This window comes from Fibrella aestuarina BUZ 2 (assembly GCF_000331105.1).
Lineage (GTDB): Bacteria > Bacteroidota > Bacteroidia > Cytophagales > Spirosomataceae > Fibrella > Fibrella aestuarina.
In genome coordinates this window covers 6,561,860-6,580,737 of record NC_020054.1, presented here as the reverse complement: position 1 = coordinate 6,580,737, position 18,878 = coordinate 6,561,860, and the positions used below count along the sequence as shown (strand labels likewise).

Sequence of the window (18,878 nt, the reverse complement as noted above, 5' to 3'; positions counted from 1 at the left end):
GAAGTATGGTTTCTGTATTTGTTGAAGCAGCGTGTGAATTGGGCGAAGGGCCTGTTTGGGACCATGTCAGGCAGTGTCTGTGGTGGGTGGATATCACCAACTGTACCATCTACCGCGCCGACCCGACGGGGCACCACGTTCGCTCGTGGGTAGTCGACGAACTGGTGGGCTTTGTGTTACCCCATCCCGACGGCACGCTGTGGGCGGGCTTACAATCGGGCTTGCACCGGGTTACGCTTCAGGCCGACGGCGGTATCTCGGTCGACCGGCTGACGTACCTGACACCTGCTCCCAACCACCAGATCCGGTTCAATGATGGCTGGGTTGATCGCAACGGGGTATTGTATGCGACCACGATGGATATGGATGTGGAAGAACCCATTGGCGAACTGCACCGCTACGCCGATTTCTCGCAGCGCCACGCCGATTTGCTGGTCGACGGCTTCGTGATTGGCAACGGCCCCGCGCTGAGCCCCGATGAACAAACGCTTTACGTCAACGAAACCAACGGTCACCCCGAACGCACGAAAGGCGTGTATCAGGCCCCACTCAGCCTTGATGGGCAACTGGGTCCGCTAACGCTGCTAATCGATTGGCAGTATGAAGGATCGCCCGATGGCGTCACGGTCGACCGAGCGGGTAATCTATGGGTGGGTGGTTATGGCTCCCGCGAGGTGCATCAGTTCGCACCGGACGGCTCCTTGCTGCGCACTATCGAGATTCCGGCCTGGAACATCACCAAACCGGCCATCGGCCCCGATTACCACACCATTTTCGTCACCAGTGCCCGCCAGGGGCTATCTGACGAACAACTCGCTCAATTTCCGCAAACGGGCAGTGTGTGGCAGATCAAACTCTAAAGCCACGAAGGATATAGCGGGCAGTTGATCGTTGAAAAACGATATGCTCCCAAAAATGGCTTGCTAGATCGCTTCGATTTGCCCGGAGGGAAGCTGCTTTTTGCGCTGATAGTAACGCCGGGCTTTCTGGTTGGTGCCACAAGTTTGCATGTCGCACCACTTCCGGCGGTGATTTTTGGTTTGATCCAGAAAAAACCAGGCGCAGGCCCCGCACTGTTTGATGAGGGTCTGGTCCTGCGTGGTCAGCAAGTCATAGGCCGACAGGCTAAATAACCAGATAGCCAGCTTGAGGTCTGGAACTGGTTGGATCCAGCCGAGGGTCAGTTGCCCGTCGTTGGGTATGAACCCCCGCGCCGTTAGCGCGTCCTGAATAGCCTTGTTAAAGAAAGTCAGCGTCTGCGAAGCCACCTGCCCGACCTGCCCTTCGACGAGGGCGGCCACCACACTGGTTAACGCCTCACGCACCCGACGGGCCTGCTGCAATACCTCCGCCGCCTGTGCCGGATCGGCTTCCGCCCGTTGCCTGAGCGAAGCCAGCGTGTTGGCGTCCAGCAACGATAGCCGCTCAATCAGAACCAGCAAATCGGCATAGGTGTGAAGGCGCTCTACGGGGCGTTCGAAGTTTAAACCCGTGTTGACAAAATCCAGACACGCCACCCCACTCGTCAGATCCATCTGGGCAATCGTAGTAATCTTGGCCATCGGCTGTACAGAATTAGTTGACTAACCCTTAAAACAACGTTAGCTGGTTAGTGGTTCTTTGGGTAGATTTATACCACTAAACGAGTTTTTAACGGTTAGAATATGCAGCTCGAAGCCACTTCTCGTGTCAGACTGTTACTCGCTTTCGGCGCCATCTATTTTGTGTGGGGAACAACGTACCTGGCCAATCTCTACGCGCTTCAGGGGATACCACCCTTCATCATATCGGCCCTGCGTTATTTGCTGGCAGGCTTGCTATTGGGCGCGCTAGCGCTTGGCAAAGGTCAGGTGATGCCGTCGGGCACCACAATTCGGGATTTGGCCATTAGCGGTATTTTGATGCTGGTGGGTGGCTCGGGGCTGGTTGTCGTTGCCGAACAGTACATAGCCTCTGGCGCCACAGCGGTGATCGTGGCAACCGAGCCGCTCTGGTTCGTCTTGCTCGACAGGCCTCGCTGGCGACACTATTTCAGCAACAAAAAGATTGTTGCCGGGCTGCTGATCGGTTTTGCGGGAGTTCTCCTGTTCGCCCAATTTGGCCCGGAGAGTCAAGCCACGCAACAGAATGCGACGTATCAGCTGATCGGCACGGCGATCGTACTGGCGGGAGCGTTGTTGTGGGTAGTCGGTACCTTGTTTGCGGCCCGGCGCATTCAGCCCGATAGCTACAACCTGTGGCACACGACCATTCAACTGCTGGCAGCGAGCCTGTTTGCCGCCCTGATTGCTCTGGCCAATGGCGAGTGGAGCACCTTTTCGATGCAATCCGTACCACTGCCCGCCTGGGGTGGACTCGCTTTTCTGATCGTGTTCGGTTCGTTGATTGCCTACCTGGCTTTCGCGTGGTTGATTACCGTTCAGCCACCGGCGCTAGTCAGCACCCACACTTTCGTTAATCCGTTGGTGGCGGTACTGGTTGGTTGGCTGGTGGCCGGTGAAGGGGTTACCGCCGGGCAGGGTATCGCGTTGGCTGTCGTGCTGGTCGGGGTGGTGCTGGCCCAACTGGGCAAAGTGCGCAGTGAGGCCTAATGTCGGACTAAAGCGGTTGCTGGTCCAACCAGCTTGGGTCACCTTGACGGGCACGCCGGGCAAACCGATAAACAAATAAGGCGTCCCCACTGAAGTGAGAACGCCTTTTAAGTAAAGTGTCGCTACAAAAACGATTGCTTACGCTGGCGACATTGCGTCGGTGGCAACCAGGTGGTCTTCGGCGGTAACGGCCTCGTCGGCGTAGGCCTCGGTCGGTACGCAGGCACAAACCAGATTGCGATCACCATAAGCCGAATCGATGCGGCTCACCGACGGCCAGAACTTGCGGTGTTGCAGGTAAGGCAGTGGATAAACCGCTTTCTGGCGGTTGTAGGGCCGGTTCCAATCATCGGCAAGGGCAACCGCGGCGGTATGCGGTGCGTGTTTCAGCACGTTGTTGGTGCGGTCGGCCTGCCCTTTTTCGATCTCCCGAATTTCATCCCGAATGGCGATCATGGCGTCGCAGAAGCGGTCGAGTTCTGCTTTCGATTCCGACTCAGTCGGTTCGATCATCATCGTTCCCGCTACCGGGAACGAGACCGTCGGGGCGTGGAAGCCGTAGTCCATCAGGCGCTTGGCGATGTCTTCCACCTCCACACCCGACACCTGCTTCAGTGGCCGGCAATCGATAATCATCTCGTGCGCCGCCCGGCCATTGGTGCCGGTGTAGAGCGTTTCGTAATGCCCATCGAGCCGCGATTTGATGTAGTTGGCGTTCAGGATCGCGCGCTTGGTGGCGTTGGTGAGGCCTTCGCCGCCCATCATCGCAATGTAGGCATACGAGATCGTCAGGATGCTGGCCGAGCCGTGTGGCGCGGCGGATACGGCACCGGCTGCGCGTTTGCTGCGCCCTTCCGATACGTGACCCGGCAGGAACGGCACCAATTGCTCGGCTACGCCGATGGGCCCCATGCCCGGGCCGCCGCCGCCGTGCGGAATGCAGAAGGTCTTATGCAGGTTGAGGTGACACACGTCGGCCCCGATGGCGGCTGGCGACGTAAGGCCGACCTGCGCGTTCATGTTGGCCCCGTCCATATACACCTGGCCGCCGAACTGGTGAATGGTGGCGCAGATGTCGGTGATGCTTTCTTCGAAAACGCCGTGGGTGCTTGGGTACGTCACCATCAGGCACGACAGTGTCTCGGCGTATTGCTCGGCTTTGGCTTTCAGGTCAGGTACGTCGATGTTGCCGCGCTCGTCGCACTTCACGATCACGACCTTCATCCCGGCCATCACCGCGCTGGCGGGGTTGGTACCGTGCGCCGATTGCGGAATCAGCGCCACATTCCGGTGGGTATCGCCCCGGCTTTCGTGGTACGCCCGGATCACCATCAGCCCGGCATATTCGCCCTGCGCTCCCGAGTTGGGTTGCAGCGACATCGCTTTGAAGCCCGTGATTTCGCACAACCAGGCATTCAACTCGCTAAACAACTGTTGGTAACCCGCCGTCTGGTCTTTCGGCGAGAAGGGGTGCAGCTTGCCAAACTCAGGCCACGTCACGGGGATCATCTCGGCGGTGGCGTTGAGTTTCATGGTGCAGCTGCCCAGTGAAATCATCGAGTGCACCAGCGACAGGTCTTTTTCTTCTAGCGACCGCAGGTACCGCAGCATTTCGTGCTCGGTATGGTGTGTGTTGAAGACCGGGTGCGTCAGGTAATCGGACTGCCGCACCAGCCGCTCAGGCCAGGTAACGTCGAGCCCATCGATCAGGCTGGCGAGTTCGTCGGCCCCGATCTGAATGCCAAATACGTCGAACAACTTCTGCACGTCGTCGATCGATTTGGCTTCGTCAAACGAGAGGCTCACGCGCTCGTCGTCGGTCGTGTAGCAAAGGTTGACCTGCGCCGCCCGCGCCGATTTTTTGAGCGAGTCGATATCGTCGATGCGCAGCGTGATCGTATCAAAATACTGTTCGGTTTCGACAACGTACCCAGCGCGGCGGGCCGCTTTGGCAAACAATCGGGTGAGGCCGTGGGTACGTTCGGCAATGGCGCGGAGGCGTTGCGGACCGTGGTAAACGGCGTAGCTACCGGCCATTACGGCCAACAGCACCTGTGCGGTACAAATATTGGAGGTTGCTTTCTCGCGGCGAATGTGCTGCTCCCGCGTTTGCAGGGCCATCCGCAGGGCGGGTTTCCCCTGAGCATCCACCGAAACGCCGATGATGCGGCCCGGAATTTGCCGCTTGAAGGCGTCTTTCGTCGCAAAATAAGCGGCGTGTGGGCCGCCAAAGCCCATCGGTACGCCAAAGCGCTGCGCTGAACCAACCACCACGTCGGCACCCATTTCGCCCGGTGGGGTCAGCATGGTCAGGGCCAGCAGGTCGGCCGCTACGGCCACGTGAATGCCCTGCTCCTGCGCCGCTGCGATCAGATCGGTGTAATCAAAGACGCTCCCGTCGGTGGCAGGATATTGCAATAGCAGCCCGAACACATCGCCCGATACAAGATCGACCAGGCGGTGATCGCCTACCACGACCCGGATATTGAGCGGGGTGGCGCGGGTCCGTACCACGTCGATCGTTTGCGGGTGGCAACGATCCGATACGAAGAACGTTTCGGCGTTTTTGCGTTGTGCGGGCCGAACACCGTGTAGCATCGTCATGGCTTCGGCGGCGGCAGTAGCTTCGTCGAGCAGCGAGGCGTTGGCAATGGGCATGCCCGTGAGGTCACTCACGACCGTCTGGAAATTGAGCAGGGCTTCGAGGCGGCCCTGGGCAATCTCGGCCTGATAAGGCGTGTAGGCCGTATACCAAGCTGGGTTTTCCAGAATATTGCGCAGGATGACGTTCGGTGTTATGGTGTCGTAATACCCCTGCCCGATGTACGACGTAAAGAGTTTGTTCTGTTGGGCCAGTTTCCGAAAATCGCTCAGGAACGCCTGCTCGCCTTTGGGCGCGGGTAGGTCGAGTGGGCGGGGTAACCGGATGTTGGCCGGTACGGTCTGGTCAATGAGTTCATCGATGCTGCTGACACCCACGGCGTGGAGCATCTGGTCAAAATCCTGGTCAAACTGACCGTTGTGGCGGTCTTCAAAACGGTCGGTTTGCTGAAGCGTTACTTTCATCTGAAAGAGATCTTGGATACTGGATGCTGGGTGGTAGGCTATGAGTAGTAGACAAATCCAATATCTACCGGTCGACGGCCACCAGCCAATGAATCAGAAAAACAAAGGTACGTCAAAACAGGCGAAGGGCTATGATTCACCCGAAGGGGTAGGGCCACAATTGGGTATTAATTGATACGCATTTTTTGGTTAGGCGGCAATCCGAACATATGACCTTTTACGTAGATGGGTAAATAACCCGTAAACGGGTGGTTCATCCCAACAACAAATGACATAAAGAAGGTGCCCAGACCAGCCACTACGCAGGTAACTACTGCGGTGGGTCGATGCACCGAGAAAAAATAAGCTTACATCCACTATTAAGGCAACAGGAGCAACCTCTAGGGGGTTGCTCCCTGTGTTTCTGGCCAATCTGACCCAGATTTTGGTGGCAGCGAAACAATAGGCTGCGTGTTTTTGTAGAAGCCTAAACGACAGACTCACCTTCATGAACCGGACCCTCGTTGGTTTTCTGCTGATCGGCGCTTTCCTGCTGATCGATCTTTATGTATATCAGGCTATTCGCTTTTTATTACGGGCTTCGTCGGAGAGCACGCAACGGGCGGTAGGCTGGGCATTCTGGGGCTTATCGGCGCTTACCGTTGCTACGTACCTGTTACTGCAACTGGCCCCGGTCGATTCGCTCGGGCGCGTCACCCGCACCATGCTGATGTCGTTTGTGGCCATTACCTATTTCTCCAAGTTCATCTCGGTCATTTTCCTCTTCATCGGCGACATTGTTCGCTTTGTGTGCTGGATCTGGACGCAGGTGGTTGGTGGTACGTTGAGCCCATCCAAATCAACAACGGTCGATATGGCCGCTCCGCCCCGCGACAACACCATCACGCGCTCCGATTTCCTGATCAAAACGGCCGTAGCGGCGGGCACGATCCCGCTGGTGGCTTTTTCGTACGGCATTATTTCGGGGGCGCATGATTACCGCATCCGCCGGATCACGCTGCCGCTGAAAAACCTGCCCCGCAGCTTCGACGGCCTCACCATCGCTCAACTGTCGGATATTCACTCGGGGAGCTTCTTTAACAAAACGGCTGTAAAGGGCGGCGTCGATATGCTGCTGGGCGAAAAGCCGGACCTCGTCTTTTTTACGGGCGATCTGGTCAACAGCCGGGCCGACGAGGTGAATGAGTACATCGATATTTTCAACAAGGTGAAAGCGCCGCTGGGCGTTTTCTCGACTCTCGGCAACCACGATTACGGCGCTTATGTGAAGTGGCCCAGCCCCGAGGCGCAGCGCCAGAACGTGCTCAACGTAGTAAAGGCCCACAAGCTGATGGGCTGGAATCCGTTGATGGACGAAAACCACATCCTGACCCAGGGCGGCGATAAGCTCGCTATTATTGGTGTGCAGAACCTGGGCTTCGGCCCCGCGGCACTACGGGCGGGTAACCTGGCCAAAGCCTATCAGGGGGCGGCCGATTATCCCGTCAAACTGTTGCTTTCGCACGACCCGACGCACTGGGATGCCGAAATCCGGCCAAAATTCACCGATATCGACGTGACCTTCAGCGGCCACACGCATGGCGCGCAATTCGGGGTGGAAGTGGGCGATTACAAGTGGAGCCCGGTGAAGTATTTTTACCGGCAGTGGGCCGGGCTGTATACCGAGCCCACGACGGCGGGCGGGCAGCAAACCTTATATGTGAATCGGGGTTATGGCTATATTGGTTATCCGGGCCGCGTAGGCATCTTGCCCGAGATTACAATCTTCACGTTAAAAACCGCATGAAAACAATTCTCGCTACCATTCTATCGCTGCTGACCCTTTGGACAGCACCCAAAAAAAACACGCCAGATACCAACGTACCTGCGCCTAATATTCCCCTCTGCGGTGTAGCCCACATGCAGTTGCTGGCGGGCGATCCGGCCTTCCAGGCGTTGCACGAAAACCCGGTGCCGTTTCACTACACGTCGAAAGCGGGTGAAATGATGACGTTCCAGACTCCCGATGGCAAAACGGCCAACGGTTTTCTGCTGAAATCTAAAAAACCGTCCGACAAATGGCTGCTGGTGTACCAGGAGTGGTGGGGCCTGAACGACAACATCAAGCAACAGGCGGAGTCGTTCTACAATGACCTTAAGAACGTAAACGTGCTGGCTGTGGACATGTACGATGGCAAAGTGGCCACCGAACGCACCGAAGCCGCCAAACTGATGCAGGGCGCCGACAAGGCCCGGCTGGGGGCGATCATGAAAGGGGCCATTGCGTATGCTGGTCCGAAAGCCGAAATCGCCAGCGTGGGCTGGTGCTTTGGCGGAAGCCTGTCGTTGCAGTCGGCCATGCTGGAAGGCAAACAGGCCAAAGGCTGCGTGATGTATTACGGCTTCCCCGAGCAGGATGTCGAGAAGCTGAAAGCGCTCGACACCGACGTGCTGGGTATTTTCGGTAACAAAGACAAGGCTATCGGCCCGCAAGTCGTTGATACGTTTGAGGCCAACATGAAAAAGGCGGGTGAGAAAATCGAGGTGGTTCGTTACGAAGCCGATCACGGTTTTGCCAATCCGAGCAATCCCGTTTACGACAAAACCGCCGCTACTGATGCCTACAAACGGTCGCTGAGCTACCTCAAAGACCGGCTGAAAGCCTAAAACTGGGTTTAAGGTTCAACGGCCAAGCGGTCCGCCGCTGCGGGTCCAGTGCTCCATGATGACCGGTGCAAAAAGTGTGTGCGCCAGTCATCATGGAGCACTGGACCCACAGCGACGGACCGCTTGGCCGTTAGAGACCAGCCCCCATCCTATGCAATTAACGATTTCGCCCGACAATCCGCTGGAGTGGATTGCCTTACGGGCCAACATGGTGCCGGTGCCGCTGTTGCACGCGCAGATTATGCCTGTTATCAGTAAGGCTGTGCTAGAAGCCGCCGACAAAGGGGTGTTCGACGCCGTTGCGGAAGGGCATATCACCACCGACGCCATCGCGCAACACTGCAAGCTCAACCCAAAAGCGACGGGCGAATTGCTCGGCCTGCTGACGGCCCTTGACTACTTTGAATACCACGACGGGCGCTTCACCCTCACCCGGATGGCCCGCAAGTGGACCCTCAAGCACGAGCCGGAGTCGGTCTACGGCATGATGCTGTTCAACAACCGGGTGATGTGGCCCTGGCTCGATAAGCTTGGGACGTACCTGGAAACGGGCGAAGGCATTCACTACCACGACCACCTCAACCCCGAGCAGTGGAACTACTACCAGCAGGCGATGGTAGCCGCGAGTGGCAGCGAAGCGAAGGAGTTTGGCCGTCGTGCGCCGGTGCCCAAAGCATTGCGTCGTGAACAACGTACCCAGATGCTCGACATTGGGGGCTCGCACGGGCAGCACTCGGTAGCGCTCTGCAAACGATACGCTGGCTTGGCATCGACAATTATCGACCTACCCGCCGCCATCGAGCAGGCCGCGCCACTGCTCGCTCGTCTGGGCATGGGCGACCGGGTCAGGCACGTACCTGGCAATGCCCTGACCGATGACTTCGGCGAAGCCCAATACGATCTGGTGCTGATGTCGAGTCTGGCGCACCATTTCACGCCCGACCAGAATCGGGACGTAGCCCGGCGTGTGGCGCAGGCGCTCAAACCCGGCGGAATCTACATCGTGAATGAATTTATCCGGCCTGAAACCGGTGCATCGCCCGAACTCGTCGGTAGTTCCACCGACCTGTTTTACGGCCTGACAAGTACGGCCGGCAACTACTCGATCGCCGAAATCCAATCGTGGCAGCGCGACGCCGACCTACGAACGGGCAAGGTTGTCACCTACCGGACGATGCCGGGCCGGGCGATGGTCATTGGGGCCAAGCCGTAACCCCGGTCGCCTAAGTGGTGCTTCGTTTGGCTAAGGAATGTATAATGAAGGATGTATGATGAAGGATGTATGATGTATAATGGCTTCGCGTCAGCAGTAATCCGCCGATAGGCCATTGTACCTTATACATCCTTCATTGTACATTCATCACCCTCGCCCGAATGCGGCTCAGGCTGACGGGCGTGATGCCGAGGTAGTTGGCGATGTAGTGTTGCGGAATGCGCTCGATGATCTTCTTCTTGTTGCTTTCGAGCAGCGCCACGTATCGCTCTTCGGGGCTTTGGGTGAGCAGGCCCACCATCCGGTCTTCCAGTCCCTTCAGTGCATACTCGCTGATGCGTCGGCCAAACCGTTGCCAGGCCATGCTGCGTTCAAACAACGCCGCCATGACCGAATACGGAAACGCGATGTAGCGTCCATTGCTGAGCGCCTCGATCGTCAGCTGCGAAGGCTGGCCCGTGAAGCAACTGATGTAGGCGCTCATCAGGTGGTTTTCGAAAAAGAAATACGTCGTTCGTTCGTCGCCGTCTTTAGTGTAAAACTGCCGGAATGACCCTTCCAGCACCAGCGCAATAGTATCGGCCCGCTTGCCTTCTTCGGCAAACAGGGCGTGTTTCTGAATCGACTCGATGCGCAGGTGCGGTTCCAGCAGGGCCCAGTCGGCGGCGGTCAGAGTGGTAAACTGCTCCACTGCTCGCCGCAACGGCGTAAAATCAGCGGCTGGCGTCATGGTTACAGAATGTTCTTTGTCTGACCCGCATCCACGCCTTTGATAAACTTGATCAAACCGGGGAAATAATGTGGCTGATCATCCCACATGCTGCAATGGCTGCCGTCGGGGCAGGTCAGGCTCGTGCCATTTTTAACCTGCGTGGCCATCCATTGCATGTGTTTCGGATCCATGGTGTCGTGTGCGCCGCCGATGGTGAGCGTAGGTACATTGATCTTGGGTAAGTCGGCGCGACGATCCCACTTGGCCAACCGCCCCGAAATGCCAAACTCCGACGGCCCCTGCATGAGCGTGTACACGGTGCTGTTCATCTGCGGAAACGCCCGGTCGAAGGCGTTCGGCCAGGGTTTTAGCCGACAAACGTGTTGCTGATAAAAATTGGGCGTCAACAACTCCATATAGCGTGGATTCGCGAAGTCGTTTCGGGCTTCGATGGCCCTGATTTCGGCCAACACCTTTGGGGCCATCTGTTTGGCCAAGACCTCTTCGGCATACTTGCCGTATTCGGGGCAACTGCTCATCATGTTGCTGATGATGAGGCCTTTCAGGTGTTGCTGGTATTTCAAGGCGTATTCCGTCGCCAGAATGCCGCCCCAGCTGTGGCCCAGGAGGTAAAAATTGTCGTTGGTCAGCCCCAGCGCCTGACGTACTTGCTCCACTTCCTCCACAAAGCGGGGCGTTTGCCAGAGCGTGCTGTCGGCAGGGTGATCGCTATTGAGCGAGCCAAGCTGATCGTAGTAATAAAATTCGATATCCTCGGCGGGGAAATAGCTCTCGAACGACTCAAACAAAACGTGATTGCCGCCGGGGCCGCCATGCAGGAGCAGCACTTTCATTCGCGGGTTGTTGCCCACCCGCTTCGTCCAGACGTTGAACGTACCTGAGGGTGTTTTGATGGGAATGACCCGAACCCCGCCCGTGCGGACGCCCGTTTCCGGCGATTGCGTATAAGTCGACGCTTCGTTGGTGGACGATGTGGTTTGCTGGCAGCCGAGCAGGGCCAGCAGGCTCAGTAGCGGTAAGGCCAGGCGTATCGTAGCGGAAAGCATAGGAAAGGCTTGTTTCCGACAAGATACGCCAAAACAGGCTACCTGAACAGACCCGGTAACTGGTAGGTAATCAGGGTGAGTACGACGCCCCAGAACGAGCCACTGGCAAGCATAGCCAGCAAAATACGGACGGGCGGCACGCGAAACGAAACGGCCAGTACCGTTCCACCGATGGGCGTCAGTAGGAGGGGCGTCAGCAGGGCGATGCCCGCCAGACCGGCGCGTTTCCAGATCCGTACGGCCAGCCGGGTACGTCGAGTAAACCGGCGGGGCGTGACTCTCCGGTAGCGTTGCATGATCTGGTTAAGGGCTGTACCGGCGAATACGACCAGAAACACGCTGATCATCATACCGGCCAGCGTGCAGAGCGCCGTCTCAAACCAGGGCAGCTTCAGCGCCAGCCCCGCCAACGGGCCGCCGATAAACTTTAGCATGCTGGCCAACGCGACTGATATATATTTGGCAATGGTGAGTTTCATGATAAGGTGGAAGCGATCGTAGATGGTGGTTTCCTTATAACTAACAAAGCCCCGACTCGTTTGCACAGATAAACAGCTACGGTGTCGGCCGCGTTGTGCTGACAATCAATAACGACTAATGCCTTCTTTGCTTTCTACGTATCCGGGTCCGCCGCGTTTTCAATACAATGGGCACATGCAAACCATCGTACCCAGCCTGACGCGCCGCATTCCGGGCATCGTCTACAACCGGGAACGCCTCACCCTGAGCGACGGCGATTTCATCGACCTCGACTGGCTCCGCAAACCGCAGCATTTAAAACTGGTGGTGCTTACGCACGGCCTTGAAGGCGACAGCCACCGGCATTACATAAAAGGCACCGCCAAGTTATTCCACGATACTGGATTTGATGTGCTGGCCTGGAATTGCCGGTCGTGTAGCGGTGAAATGAACCGGGCGTTCAGGCTGTATAACCACGGCGAAATTGGCGACATCGGCGACGTAATTGCTCACGCGCTGGCACAGAAGGCCTACGAACAGGTGGTGCTGGTGGGCTACAGCATGGGTGGCAATATTTCGCTGAAATATGCCAGTGTGATGGGCGCGCAATTGCCCGCGGCGGTCAAACAGGTCGTTGCCGTTTCGGCCCCCGTGAATCTGATCACCAGTGCGCCGTTGCTCGATTTGCCCCGGAATAGATTTTACCGCAATCGGTTTATGAAAAAGCTCTGGGCGAAGATCAGCTACAAAGCCCAGCAGTTTCCCGGCCGGCTCGATCTGTCCCGGAAGGGTCAGGTACGTTGGTGGAAAGACTTCGACGATGCCTTTTCGGCGCCCGTCAATGGGTATCGCGACGCCGATGATTTTTACACGCAGGCATCGGCCATCCGCTTTGTTGACACCCTCGCCATTCCGGCCCTGATTCTGAACGCCCAAAACGACCCGCTGCTGTCGCCGGAGTGTTTTCCGCACGAATTGGCCCGGCGGATGGATAACCTGTATGTTGAAACGCCGCCCCTCGGTGGCCACGTCGGTTTCATGCTCAACGGCGACTTGCACACCTACGCCGAACGGCGGGCGCTGGCATTTGCTAATGGCGTTTGAGGTTTAAGGTTGGCTGACACGATCTACTCCTGTGTCAGCTACCTTAAACCTCAAACTTTAGACTTCAAACTCCTCAATTCGGTACCCAGACCGAATAACTACGGCCATTGACGGGGAAGCTACCAAAACCGCTGGCGTTGGTGGTTACCGTGCCGGTACGGTTGCCGGTTTTGTCGGTCAGTGTTGCGTTTTTGAAGGGGGTTGTTACGCCTTTTGTGCTGGCGCCGCTGCCGTCGTTCAGCATGACGAGCATGCCCTTGTGGGTCGTATCGCCCGCCCGCGAGTACACATAGACGTCGGCGTCGTTTACGCTGGTGTACTCGTAACCCGATCCGTAGCCATTGGCCTTCCGAATGTCGATCAGCTTTTTGATCTGTGCGCCCAGCCCATACTCGTAATAATCGCGGTAGAACACGCAGGGATACCCTTTGTCGCGGGTCAAGATGTAGGCGTAGGCCAGCATTTTCAGGTTAACCACCGGCGAGCGCAGCCCACCGGAAGGCGCATCGGTATCGTGGTTGTCAACAAACGAGACCGATAGCGAGCCATTGGCTTCGGTGAACCCCGCGAAGGCCAGCCCCCGCATATCCCAGGCCCCATTGCCGTTGCTCATGTTCACAAACGTGTAGTGGAGCGGTACGTCGAACAGGCTGGTGCGCCCACCCGTAGCGGCGGCGTAATCCTGTAGCCACTGCACATTATTGAACCAGGCTTCCGAGACGGCGAAGCGGGATGTGGTTTTCACCTGATCGAGCCAGTTGTTCAGGAAAGGCGTGTAGATGTGTTTTGTGGCATCGAGCCGGTATCCGTCGAGGCCCAGCTTGGTGGTGATCCAGTTGCCCCAGGTAATGGTCTCGTTAGCTGCCGAATTACTGCCGACCCCGTTGTTGTACTTGATTTCGCAGCCCAGCAAATTGTCGTAGGCATCGCCGTTGTTATACGAGGCAAAATCCCAGGGCTGCCACTGATTCCAGGAGCCGTCGCCGCGCTGGTACCCGCTGAAGAGCGTAGCATTCCACTTATAAGCGCTGTATGTATTGTTGCGGCCTGGATAAGAGAAGCCCGTATAGATATTCTCATTGTTGCGGTTTTCCGTATAATCAGCCCAGGTCAGGTGGTTCATCACCATGTCTTCATAGACCTGAATGTTCTTGCTGTGCAGCACCGTAATGGCCGATTGAAGCTGAGCCAATGTTCCATAGCGGGTAGCTACCGTACCTTTCTGGTTGAATTCGCCCAGGTCGTAGCGATCATACACGCCATAGCCAACATCGTCGACGCTCCCGCCCTTGTAAGCAGGCGGAATCCAGAGGGCCGTGATACCGGCTGTTTGAAGCTCGGTGGCTTTGGCTGCCAGGTTTTGCCACCACGTACCGGCCGTGGTCGTTTTGGGTACGTTCCAATAGAAGCCCTGCATCATCACGCCATTGACGACTGGCGCAGCAGCGCGTGCGTTACTTACCTTGGGTTGAAACTCGGGCGCGACCTGTGGTTCGCAAGACGTTAGAAACAGGCCTATTGTTCCTAATAGGGTTACTCCTGAAAGTGCGACTCTCATGCGTTCGTTTGTTAAATGGTTAAGGGTATAAGCGATTTGCTGCCGGTAAAACCAGTGCAACAAAATCGTCCAATACTACCATTTGGCTGAAACGACCGCGTCCCACTTTATATATGAACACTAAAGTGGTCATTCATGTGTCAATAGGCACTCTCGTGAAAAGCTGATTACGAGTTAGTTGGGTACGGCAGCTAACAGATTTGCTCGAAAGGTGGTACCTGGTAGCTACCGTGCCTGGCTGACCACAATCAAAAAGTGGTATGCATGAGCCGATAGTCATGTGTACGTGGTGCGGCTTGCGCTAGCAAAGACTAAAAGCTTTTAGCGCAAACAGCCAACCTAACAAGTTGAGTCCACTGCGCCCGTAGTTAGCCCGCATCCAGAGCCGACTCAACCGCGATGCGGTCGATGCATCCATCGAGTTAGCTTTTTCCAGTCGGATCGCCGTCGGGATAAAAAAGGCAAAGGTGCCGATGCGCTCGATGAGCATCAGCAGGGACGCCATCAACCACCAGGTTTGTTGTGGCGGATGAGACTGATACGCGTAATACAGATTGACCAGCGTAAGTACCGATAAAGGCATGGTAGTAACAAAGCCCCAAAAGCGTCGGCCTACGTCCATTCGTTGCATGGCTGCTGTATCCACCCGGTAGCCCACGCCTGATTGAGGCTGAAACCACAGGGGCAAAACGATGCGGGTTTCGTAGAGCCCGGCTCCAAAGGCGATGCCGAGGTTCACGATGAAAAGTAGTAGGAAGAACGTAGGAAGTTGACTCATGTGATTGGCCTGTTAACGATTGATCGACTCGTCAAACCTACGCTTTCGGCAGGCCTGATACCGCCAAATGAGCGTGAACCTAGGCTTACAGCCAATAAAGCTGGCTACCCGCCCGACGAACCTTAGTCACGATGAGTATTGGTCTGAGCCAAAGCCGCTGGGTACGTGGGAAGTAGCATCCAACAGATTCTGGAAAATTTTTCTCATTCTCAATGTTTTTCGATAATAAATAACTACTTTTGCAGTCCCAAATGCGATAGCAAAAGGAAACGACATAGAAGCGGGTGAAGGTCCTGAACGGAAACCACATCTGATTTTTTCAGGGCGGTGCGCACATTGTTGCCATAGGCCCTAGGAGGTCAGGTACGTTCATAGCTGACCTCTTTTTTTGTGCCTGAAAAACAGACCGTTGGATAAGCGACTCCTTTTTTCTACTTTTGCGCTCCCGTTTTGGGCGGTACGGCGCTCCGTACGAGTTTAATCAATCGTTCACCTGCTTTTAACTAACAGATAATGTCTGGTTTAATTGGTAAAAAGATCGGGATGACCAGTGTGTACAATGCGGACGGGCAGGCTCTGGCATGTACGGTAATTGAAACTGGTCCCTGTGTCGTTACCCAAGTCCGCACCAAGGACAAGGATGGCTACGAAGCTATCCAATTGGGTTTCGGCGAAAAGAAAGAAAAGAACACCAACAAGCCGATGTTGGGCCACTTCAAAGCGGCCAACACGACGCCCAAGCGCAAGCTGGTTGAATTCAAAGAATTCGAGCAGTCATTTGATCTGGGCACTACGTTGCAAGTGGGCGACGTATTCGGTGAGGGGGATTTCGTCGACGTAGTCGGTACGGCTAAGGGACGGGGTTTCCAAGGTGTAGTAAAGCGCCATGGTTTTGGCGGGGTTGGTGGCCAGACACACGGTCAGCACAACCGGCAGCGGCACCCGGGTTCAATCGGGGCCTGCTCGTTCCCCTCGCGTGTGTTTAAAGGGTTGCGCATGGCTGGCCGGATGGGCGGTCACCGCGTAACGGTGCAAAACCTGCGCGTGCTGCGTGTGATGCCCGATCAGAACCTGCTCGTTGTGAGTGGTTCAGTACCGGGTGCTAAAAACTCATTCGTCATTATCGAGAAATAGGCCGTCATGGAAGTCATCGTATATAACAGCAAAGGCGAAGACACCGGCAAGAAAGTCGAGTTGTCGGATGCCATTTTCGGAATCGAGCCGAACACGCACGCGATTTACCTGGACGTTAAGCAGCACCTGGCCAATAAGCGGCAGGGTACGCACAAAACGAAAGAGCGTGCCGAGAGTGCCCACTCGACCCGGAAACTCAAGAAGCAGAAAGGTACGGGCGGCGCCCGCGCCGGTAGCGCCAAGTCGCCTGTCTTCATCGGTGGTGGTACCGTATTTGGTCCTCGCCCCCGTGATTACTCGTTCAAACTGAACAAGAAAGTAAAGGCGCTTGCCCGCCGCTCGGCACTGGCTGCAAAAGCACAGGCCAACAACGTATCGGTACTGGAAAGCTTCACCTTCGACGCGCCCCGTACCAAAGATTACGTAGCCTTCCTGAGCGCTCTGTCGCTGGCCGACAAGAAGACGCTGCTCATTCTGCCCGACGTTGATACCAACGTAGTAAAGTCGAGCCGTAACGTTCAGAAAGCCCGTGTCATGACGGCTTCGCAGGTGAACACCTACGATCTGATGAACGCCGACCAACTGCTGATCAGCACCGAGGCGCTGGATAAACTGCAAACCCTCTTAGCGAACTAAATCATGGACGTATTGAAAAGACCGATCGTCACCGAGAAGATGTCCGCTCAGAACAAGCTGGGCAAATACGCCTTCGCGGTTGATCCGAAAGCCAATAAAATTCAGATTGCTCAGGCCGTTGAGCAACTGTATGGCGTAAACGTGACAAGCGTTAACACCATGCGGACCCTCGGCAAGAAGCGGTCAAAAAACATTAACGGGCGCGTTGTTTCGGGCCGTGCCCCGCTCGTTAAGAAAGCCATCGTGACCGTCGCTGAAGGCGAAGTGATCGACATTTACGGAGACCTATAGCCTCATCCCATAGGCTGACAAACCGAACACTATCATGGGTGTAAGAAAATTAAGACCAGTAACGCCAAGCATGCGCTTCCGGGTTGCTCCCGATTTCAAGGAGCTGACGACCGATAAGCCTGAAAAGAGCCTGCTGGAACCTCTCAAAAAATCAGGTGGCCGGAATGATTCAGGCCGCCGGACCATGCGCTACATCGGCGGTGGTCACAAACGCATGTACCGGATTATCGACTTCAAACGCGATAAATTCGATATGCCTGCTACCGTACTCTCGGTTGAGTATGATCCGAACCGTTCGGCCCGTATCTCACTGGTGCAGTATGAAGACGGCGAAAAGCGGTACATCATCGCGCCGCAAGGCATCACCGTTGGTCAGATCGTACGGTCGGGCCTGGACGGTGTAACCCCCGACGTTGGCAACACGCTGCCGCTGGGCAAGATGCCAATCGGTACGATCGTTCACGCGATCGAATTGCAGCCGGGCCGTGGTGCCTCAATGGCTCGTTCGGCCGGTACGTATGCGCAGCTGGTAGCTCGTGAAGAGCGTTACGCTGTTCTGCGTCTGCCGTCAAGCGAAACGCGCCGGGTACTGAATACCTGCCTGGCAACGGTAGGTACGGTATCAAACTCCGACCACATGAACGTGACGATGGGCAAAGCCGGTCGGGTACGTTGGCTGGGTCGTCGGCCGCGCACACGTCCTGTAGCCATGAACCCGGTCGATCACCCGATGGGTGGTGGCGAAGGTCGGGCCTCAGGTGGTCACCCGCGCTCACGCAACGGTCAGTTTGCCAAAGGTCAGAAGACTCGCAGCAGGAAGAACCCGTCTAACAAATTGATCATCAGCCGTCGTAAAAAGTAAGCAGTAAATGGCACGTTCCTTAAAGAAAGGCCCATACATTGACTTCCGCCTCGACAAGAAAGTGGAGGTGCTGAACGAATCGGGCAAAAAATCGGTGATCAAGACCTGGTCACGCCGGTCAATGATCTCTCCGGATTTCGTGGGCCACACCTTTGCTGTGCACAATGGCAATAAGTTTGTTCCGGTCTACGTGACCGAGAACATGGTTGGTCACAAACTGGGTGAGTTCTCACCAACTCGCAACTTCCGTGGTCACACGGCTAAGAAAGACAAAGGCAAACGGTAAAAAGCACGGGGCTTAGGGCCTAAGGCTACGGGTTATGAAGACCCCTCGCCCCAAGCCCCACGCTCCACGCCAAAGAAACATGGAAGCAATAGCTAAGCTTAAAAATGTACCCTCATCACCGCGCAAAATGCGGTTGATCGCCGATTTGATTCGGGGTCAGCGCGTAAGCCGGGCGTTGGGTGTTCTGCGGTTCCAACCGCAAGCCGGTGCTGCCGTACTGCAAAAAGTCCTTCTTTCAGCAGTGGCCAACTGGCAACAGAAATACGAAAACGAGCGCATCGAAGACGCCGACCTGTACATCAAAACGATTTTCGTTGATGGTGGCACGATGCTGAAGCGTCTGCGCCCTGCTCCGCAAGGTCGCGGCCACCGGATTCGGAAGCGGTCGAACCACATCACTATCGTCATCGATAGCAAGGTGCAGGGCCTGGAAGCAGTTGAAACCGCAACCGAGTCATCTGAAAACGCATAAATC

Annotated in this window: 19 protein-coding genes; 12 read left to right on the top strand and 7 right to left on the bottom strand. The window is 56.2% G+C overall.

The genetic code is table 11. From position 1 onward, the window contains the following. Positions 1-5: 5 nt before the first annotated feature. Positions 6-860, top strand: coding sequence for an SMP-30/gluconolactonase/LRE family protein (locus FAES_RS27320; RefSeq protein WP_015334448.1), 855 nt, complete (start codon positions 6-8; stop codon positions 858-860). A 63-nt stretch (positions 861-923) separates the two neighbouring features. Here FAES_RS27320 and FAES_RS27315 read toward each other — a convergent pair whose 3' ends face one another. Further along, positions 924-1,562 carry a CGNR zinc finger domain-containing protein gene (locus FAES_RS27315; protein WP_015334447.1) on the bottom strand — a complete coding sequence of 213 codons (639 nt, stop codon included), beginning with the start codon at positions 1,560-1,562 and terminating at the stop codon, positions 924-926. A 102-nt stretch (positions 1,563-1,664) separates the two neighbouring features. Between FAES_RS27315 and FAES_RS27310 the strand changes: the two genes are divergently transcribed. Then, the gene (locus FAES_RS27310; RefSeq protein WP_015334446.1) at positions 1,665-2,591 is read left to right on the top strand and encodes an EamA family transporter; all 927 of its coding nucleotides are present in this window, start codon (positions 1,665-1,667) and stop codon (positions 2,589-2,591) included. Between the two features lie 138 nt (positions 2,592-2,729). Here FAES_RS27310 and gcvP read toward each other — a convergent pair whose 3' ends face one another. Then, a complete protein-coding gene (gene gcvP / locus FAES_RS27305; protein ID WP_015334445.1) occupies positions 2,730-5,657 on the bottom strand; it encodes an aminomethyl-transferring glycine dehydrogenase in 2,928 nt (975 codons plus the stop codon). A gap of 487 nt (positions 5,658-6,144) precedes the next feature. On the opposite strand from gcvP, the gene FAES_RS27300 reads away from it, so the two are divergent. The 3 genes from FAES_RS27300 (at position 6,145) to FAES_RS27290 (ending at position 9,516) form a co-directional block, all read left to right on the top strand. After that, positions 6,145-7,443 carry a metallophosphoesterase gene (locus tag FAES_RS27300; RefSeq protein ID WP_015334444.1) on the top strand — a complete coding sequence of 433 codons (1,299 nt, stop codon included), beginning with the start codon at positions 6,145-6,147 and terminating at the stop codon, positions 7,441-7,443. Beyond that, the gene (locus FAES_RS27295; RefSeq protein ID WP_015334443.1) at positions 7,440-8,303 is read left to right on the top strand and encodes a dienelactone hydrolase family protein; all 864 of its coding nucleotides are present in this window, start codon (positions 7,440-7,442) and stop codon (positions 8,301-8,303) included. Before FAES_RS27300 ends, FAES_RS27295 begins: the two co-directional genes overlap by 4 nt. Positions 8,304-8,454: 151 nt before the next feature. Continuing rightward, positions 8,455-9,516 carry a class I SAM-dependent methyltransferase gene (locus tag FAES_RS27290; RefSeq protein WP_041258438.1) on the top strand — a complete coding sequence of 354 codons (1,062 nt, stop codon included), beginning with the start codon at positions 8,455-8,457 and terminating at the stop codon, positions 9,514-9,516. A gap of 133 nt (positions 9,517-9,649) precedes the next feature. On the opposite strand, the gene FAES_RS27285 is transcribed toward FAES_RS27290, so the two are convergent. The 3 genes from FAES_RS27285 to FAES_RS27275 are packed head-to-tail and all read right to left on the bottom strand — an operon-like array spanning position 9,650 to position 11,774. Next, complete coding sequence (locus tag FAES_RS27285) at positions 9,650-10,246, bottom strand: Crp/Fnr family transcriptional regulator (RefSeq protein ID WP_015334441.1); 597 nt, start codon at positions 10,244-10,246, stop codon at positions 9,650-9,652. Positions 10,247-10,248: 2 nt separating this feature from the next. Further along, the gene (locus FAES_RS27280; RefSeq protein ID WP_015334440.1) at positions 10,249-11,295 is read right to left on the bottom strand and encodes a proline iminopeptidase-family hydrolase; all 1,047 of its coding nucleotides are present in this window, start codon (positions 11,293-11,295) and stop codon (positions 10,249-10,251) included. Positions 11,296-11,333: 38 nt separating this feature from the next. Continuing rightward, positions 11,334-11,774 (bottom strand): hypothetical protein, encoded by a 441-nt coding sequence (locus tag FAES_RS27275; protein WP_041258437.1) that lies wholly within the window; start codon positions 11,772-11,774, stop codon positions 11,334-11,336. 118 nt (positions 11,775-11,892) lie between these two features. On the opposite strand from FAES_RS27275, the gene FAES_RS27270 reads away from it, so the two are divergent. Next, positions 11,893-12,858: a YheT family hydrolase gene (locus FAES_RS27270; protein WP_015334438.1), complete on the top strand. Its 966-nt coding sequence runs from the start codon at positions 11,893-11,895 to the stop codon at positions 12,856-12,858. 73 nt (positions 12,859-12,931) lie between these two features. On the opposite strand, the gene FAES_RS27265 is transcribed toward FAES_RS27270, so the two are convergent. Together FAES_RS27265 and FAES_RS27260 are read right to left on the bottom strand one after the other, a co-directional pair. After that, positions 12,932-14,416, bottom strand: coding sequence for an alpha-amylase (locus tag FAES_RS27265; protein WP_015334437.1), 1,485 nt, complete (start codon positions 14,414-14,416; stop codon positions 12,932-12,934). Between the two features lie 301 nt (positions 14,417-14,717). Next, positions 14,718-15,194 carry an anthrone oxygenase family protein gene (locus tag FAES_RS27260; RefSeq protein ID WP_015334436.1) on the bottom strand — a complete coding sequence of 159 codons (477 nt, stop codon included), beginning with the start codon at positions 15,192-15,194 and terminating at the stop codon, positions 14,718-14,720. 513 nt (positions 15,195-15,707) lie between these two features. Here FAES_RS27260 and rplC point away from each other — a divergent pair. The 6 genes from rplC to rplV all read left to right on the top strand — a co-directional run bounded on the left by rplC (position 15,708) and on the right by rplV (position 18,875). Beyond that, complete coding sequence (gene rplC / locus FAES_RS27255) at positions 15,708-16,328, top strand: 50S ribosomal protein L3 (protein WP_015334435.1); 621 nt, start codon at positions 15,708-15,710, stop codon at positions 16,326-16,328. Positions 16,329-16,334: 6 nt separating this feature from the next. After that, a complete protein-coding gene (gene rplD / locus FAES_RS27250) occupies positions 16,335-16,964 on the top strand; it encodes a 50S ribosomal protein L4 (RefSeq protein WP_015334434.1) in 630 nt (209 codons plus the stop codon). A 3-nt stretch (positions 16,965-16,967) separates the two neighbouring features. Next, a complete protein-coding gene (gene rplW / locus FAES_RS27245) occupies positions 16,968-17,255 on the top strand; it encodes a 50S ribosomal protein L23 (protein WP_015334433.1) in 288 nt (95 codons plus the stop codon). A gap of 34 nt (positions 17,256-17,289) precedes the next feature. Next, the gene (rplB, locus tag FAES_RS27240) at positions 17,290-18,117 is read left to right on the top strand and encodes a 50S ribosomal protein L2 (RefSeq protein ID WP_015334432.1); all 828 of its coding nucleotides are present in this window, start codon (positions 17,290-17,292) and stop codon (positions 18,115-18,117) included. Between the two features lie 7 nt (positions 18,118-18,124). Further along, the gene (rpsS, locus tag FAES_RS27235) at positions 18,125-18,403 is read left to right on the top strand and encodes a 30S ribosomal protein S19 (RefSeq protein WP_015334431.1); all 279 of its coding nucleotides are present in this window, start codon (positions 18,125-18,127) and stop codon (positions 18,401-18,403) included. 79 nt (positions 18,404-18,482) lie between these two features. Then, the gene (gene rplV, locus FAES_RS27230; RefSeq protein ID WP_041258436.1) at positions 18,483-18,875 is read left to right on the top strand and encodes a 50S ribosomal protein L22; all 393 of its coding nucleotides are present in this window, start codon (positions 18,483-18,485) and stop codon (positions 18,873-18,875) included. The last annotated feature ends 3 nt before the right edge of the window (positions 18,876-18,878 follow it).

Excerpts from the sequence above, each read along its gene's own strand:
- FAES_RS27285 (WP_015334441.1), bottom strand. The coding sequence starts at position 10,246 with ATGACGCCAGCCGCTGATTTTACGCCGTTGCGGCGAGCAGTGGAGCAG.
- FAES_RS27265 (WP_015334437.1), bottom strand. The coding sequence starts at position 14,416 with ATGAGAGTCGCACTTTCAGGAGTAACCCTATTAGGAACAATAGGCCTG.
- gcvP (WP_015334445.1), bottom strand. The coding sequence starts at position 5,657 with ATGAAAGTAACGCTTCAGCAAACCGACCGTTTTGAAGACCGCCACAAC.
- FAES_RS27310 (WP_015334446.1), top strand. The coding sequence starts at position 1,665 with ATGCAGCTCGAAGCCACTTCTCGTGTCAGACTGTTACTCGCTTTCGGC.
- rplV (WP_041258436.1), top strand. The coding sequence starts at position 18,483 with ATGGAAGCAATAGCTAAGCTTAAAAATGTACCCTCATCACCGCGCAAA.
- FAES_RS27315 (WP_015334447.1), bottom strand. The coding sequence starts at position 1,562 with ATGGCCAAGATTACTACGATTGCCCAGATGGATCTGACGAGTGGGGTG.
- rplW (WP_015334433.1), top strand. The coding sequence starts at position 16,968 with ATGGACGTATTGAAAAGACCGATCGTCACCGAGAAGATGTCCGCTCAG.
- FAES_RS27280 (WP_015334440.1), bottom strand. The coding sequence starts at position 11,295 with ATGCTTTCCGCTACGATACGCCTGGCCTTACCGCTACTGAGCCTGCTG.
- FAES_RS27290 (WP_041258438.1), top strand. The coding sequence starts at position 8,455 with ATGCAATTAACGATTTCGCCCGACAATCCGCTGGAGTGGATTGCCTTA.
- rpsS (WP_015334431.1), top strand. The coding sequence starts at position 18,125 with ATGGCACGTTCCTTAAAGAAAGGCCCATACATTGACTTCCGCCTCGAC.
- FAES_RS27270 (WP_015334438.1), top strand. The coding sequence starts at position 11,893 with ATGCCTTCTTTGCTTTCTACGTATCCGGGTCCGCCGCGTTTTCAATAC.
- rplC (WP_015334435.1), top strand. The coding sequence starts at position 15,708 with ATGTCTGGTTTAATTGGTAAAAAGATCGGGATGACCAGTGTGTACAAT.
- FAES_RS27295 (WP_015334443.1), top strand. The coding sequence starts at position 7,440 with ATGAAAACAATTCTCGCTACCATTCTATCGCTGCTGACCCTTTGGACA.
- FAES_RS27320 (WP_015334448.1), top strand. The coding sequence starts at position 6 with ATGGTTTCTGTATTTGTTGAAGCAGCGTGTGAATTGGGCGAAGGGCCT.
- FAES_RS27260 (WP_015334436.1), bottom strand. The coding sequence starts at position 15,194 with ATGAGTCAACTTCCTACGTTCTTCCTACTACTTTTCATCGTGAACCTC.
- rplD (WP_015334434.1), top strand. The coding sequence starts at position 16,335 with ATGGAAGTCATCGTATATAACAGCAAAGGCGAAGACACCGGCAAGAAA.
- FAES_RS27275 (WP_041258437.1), bottom strand. The coding sequence starts at position 11,774 with ATGAAACTCACCATTGCCAAATATATATCAGTCGCGTTGGCCAGCATG.
- rplB (WP_015334432.1), top strand. The coding sequence starts at position 17,290 with ATGGGTGTAAGAAAATTAAGACCAGTAACGCCAAGCATGCGCTTCCGG.
- FAES_RS27300 (WP_015334444.1), top strand. The coding sequence starts at position 6,145 with ATGAACCGGACCCTCGTTGGTTTTCTGCTGATCGGCGCTTTCCTGCTG.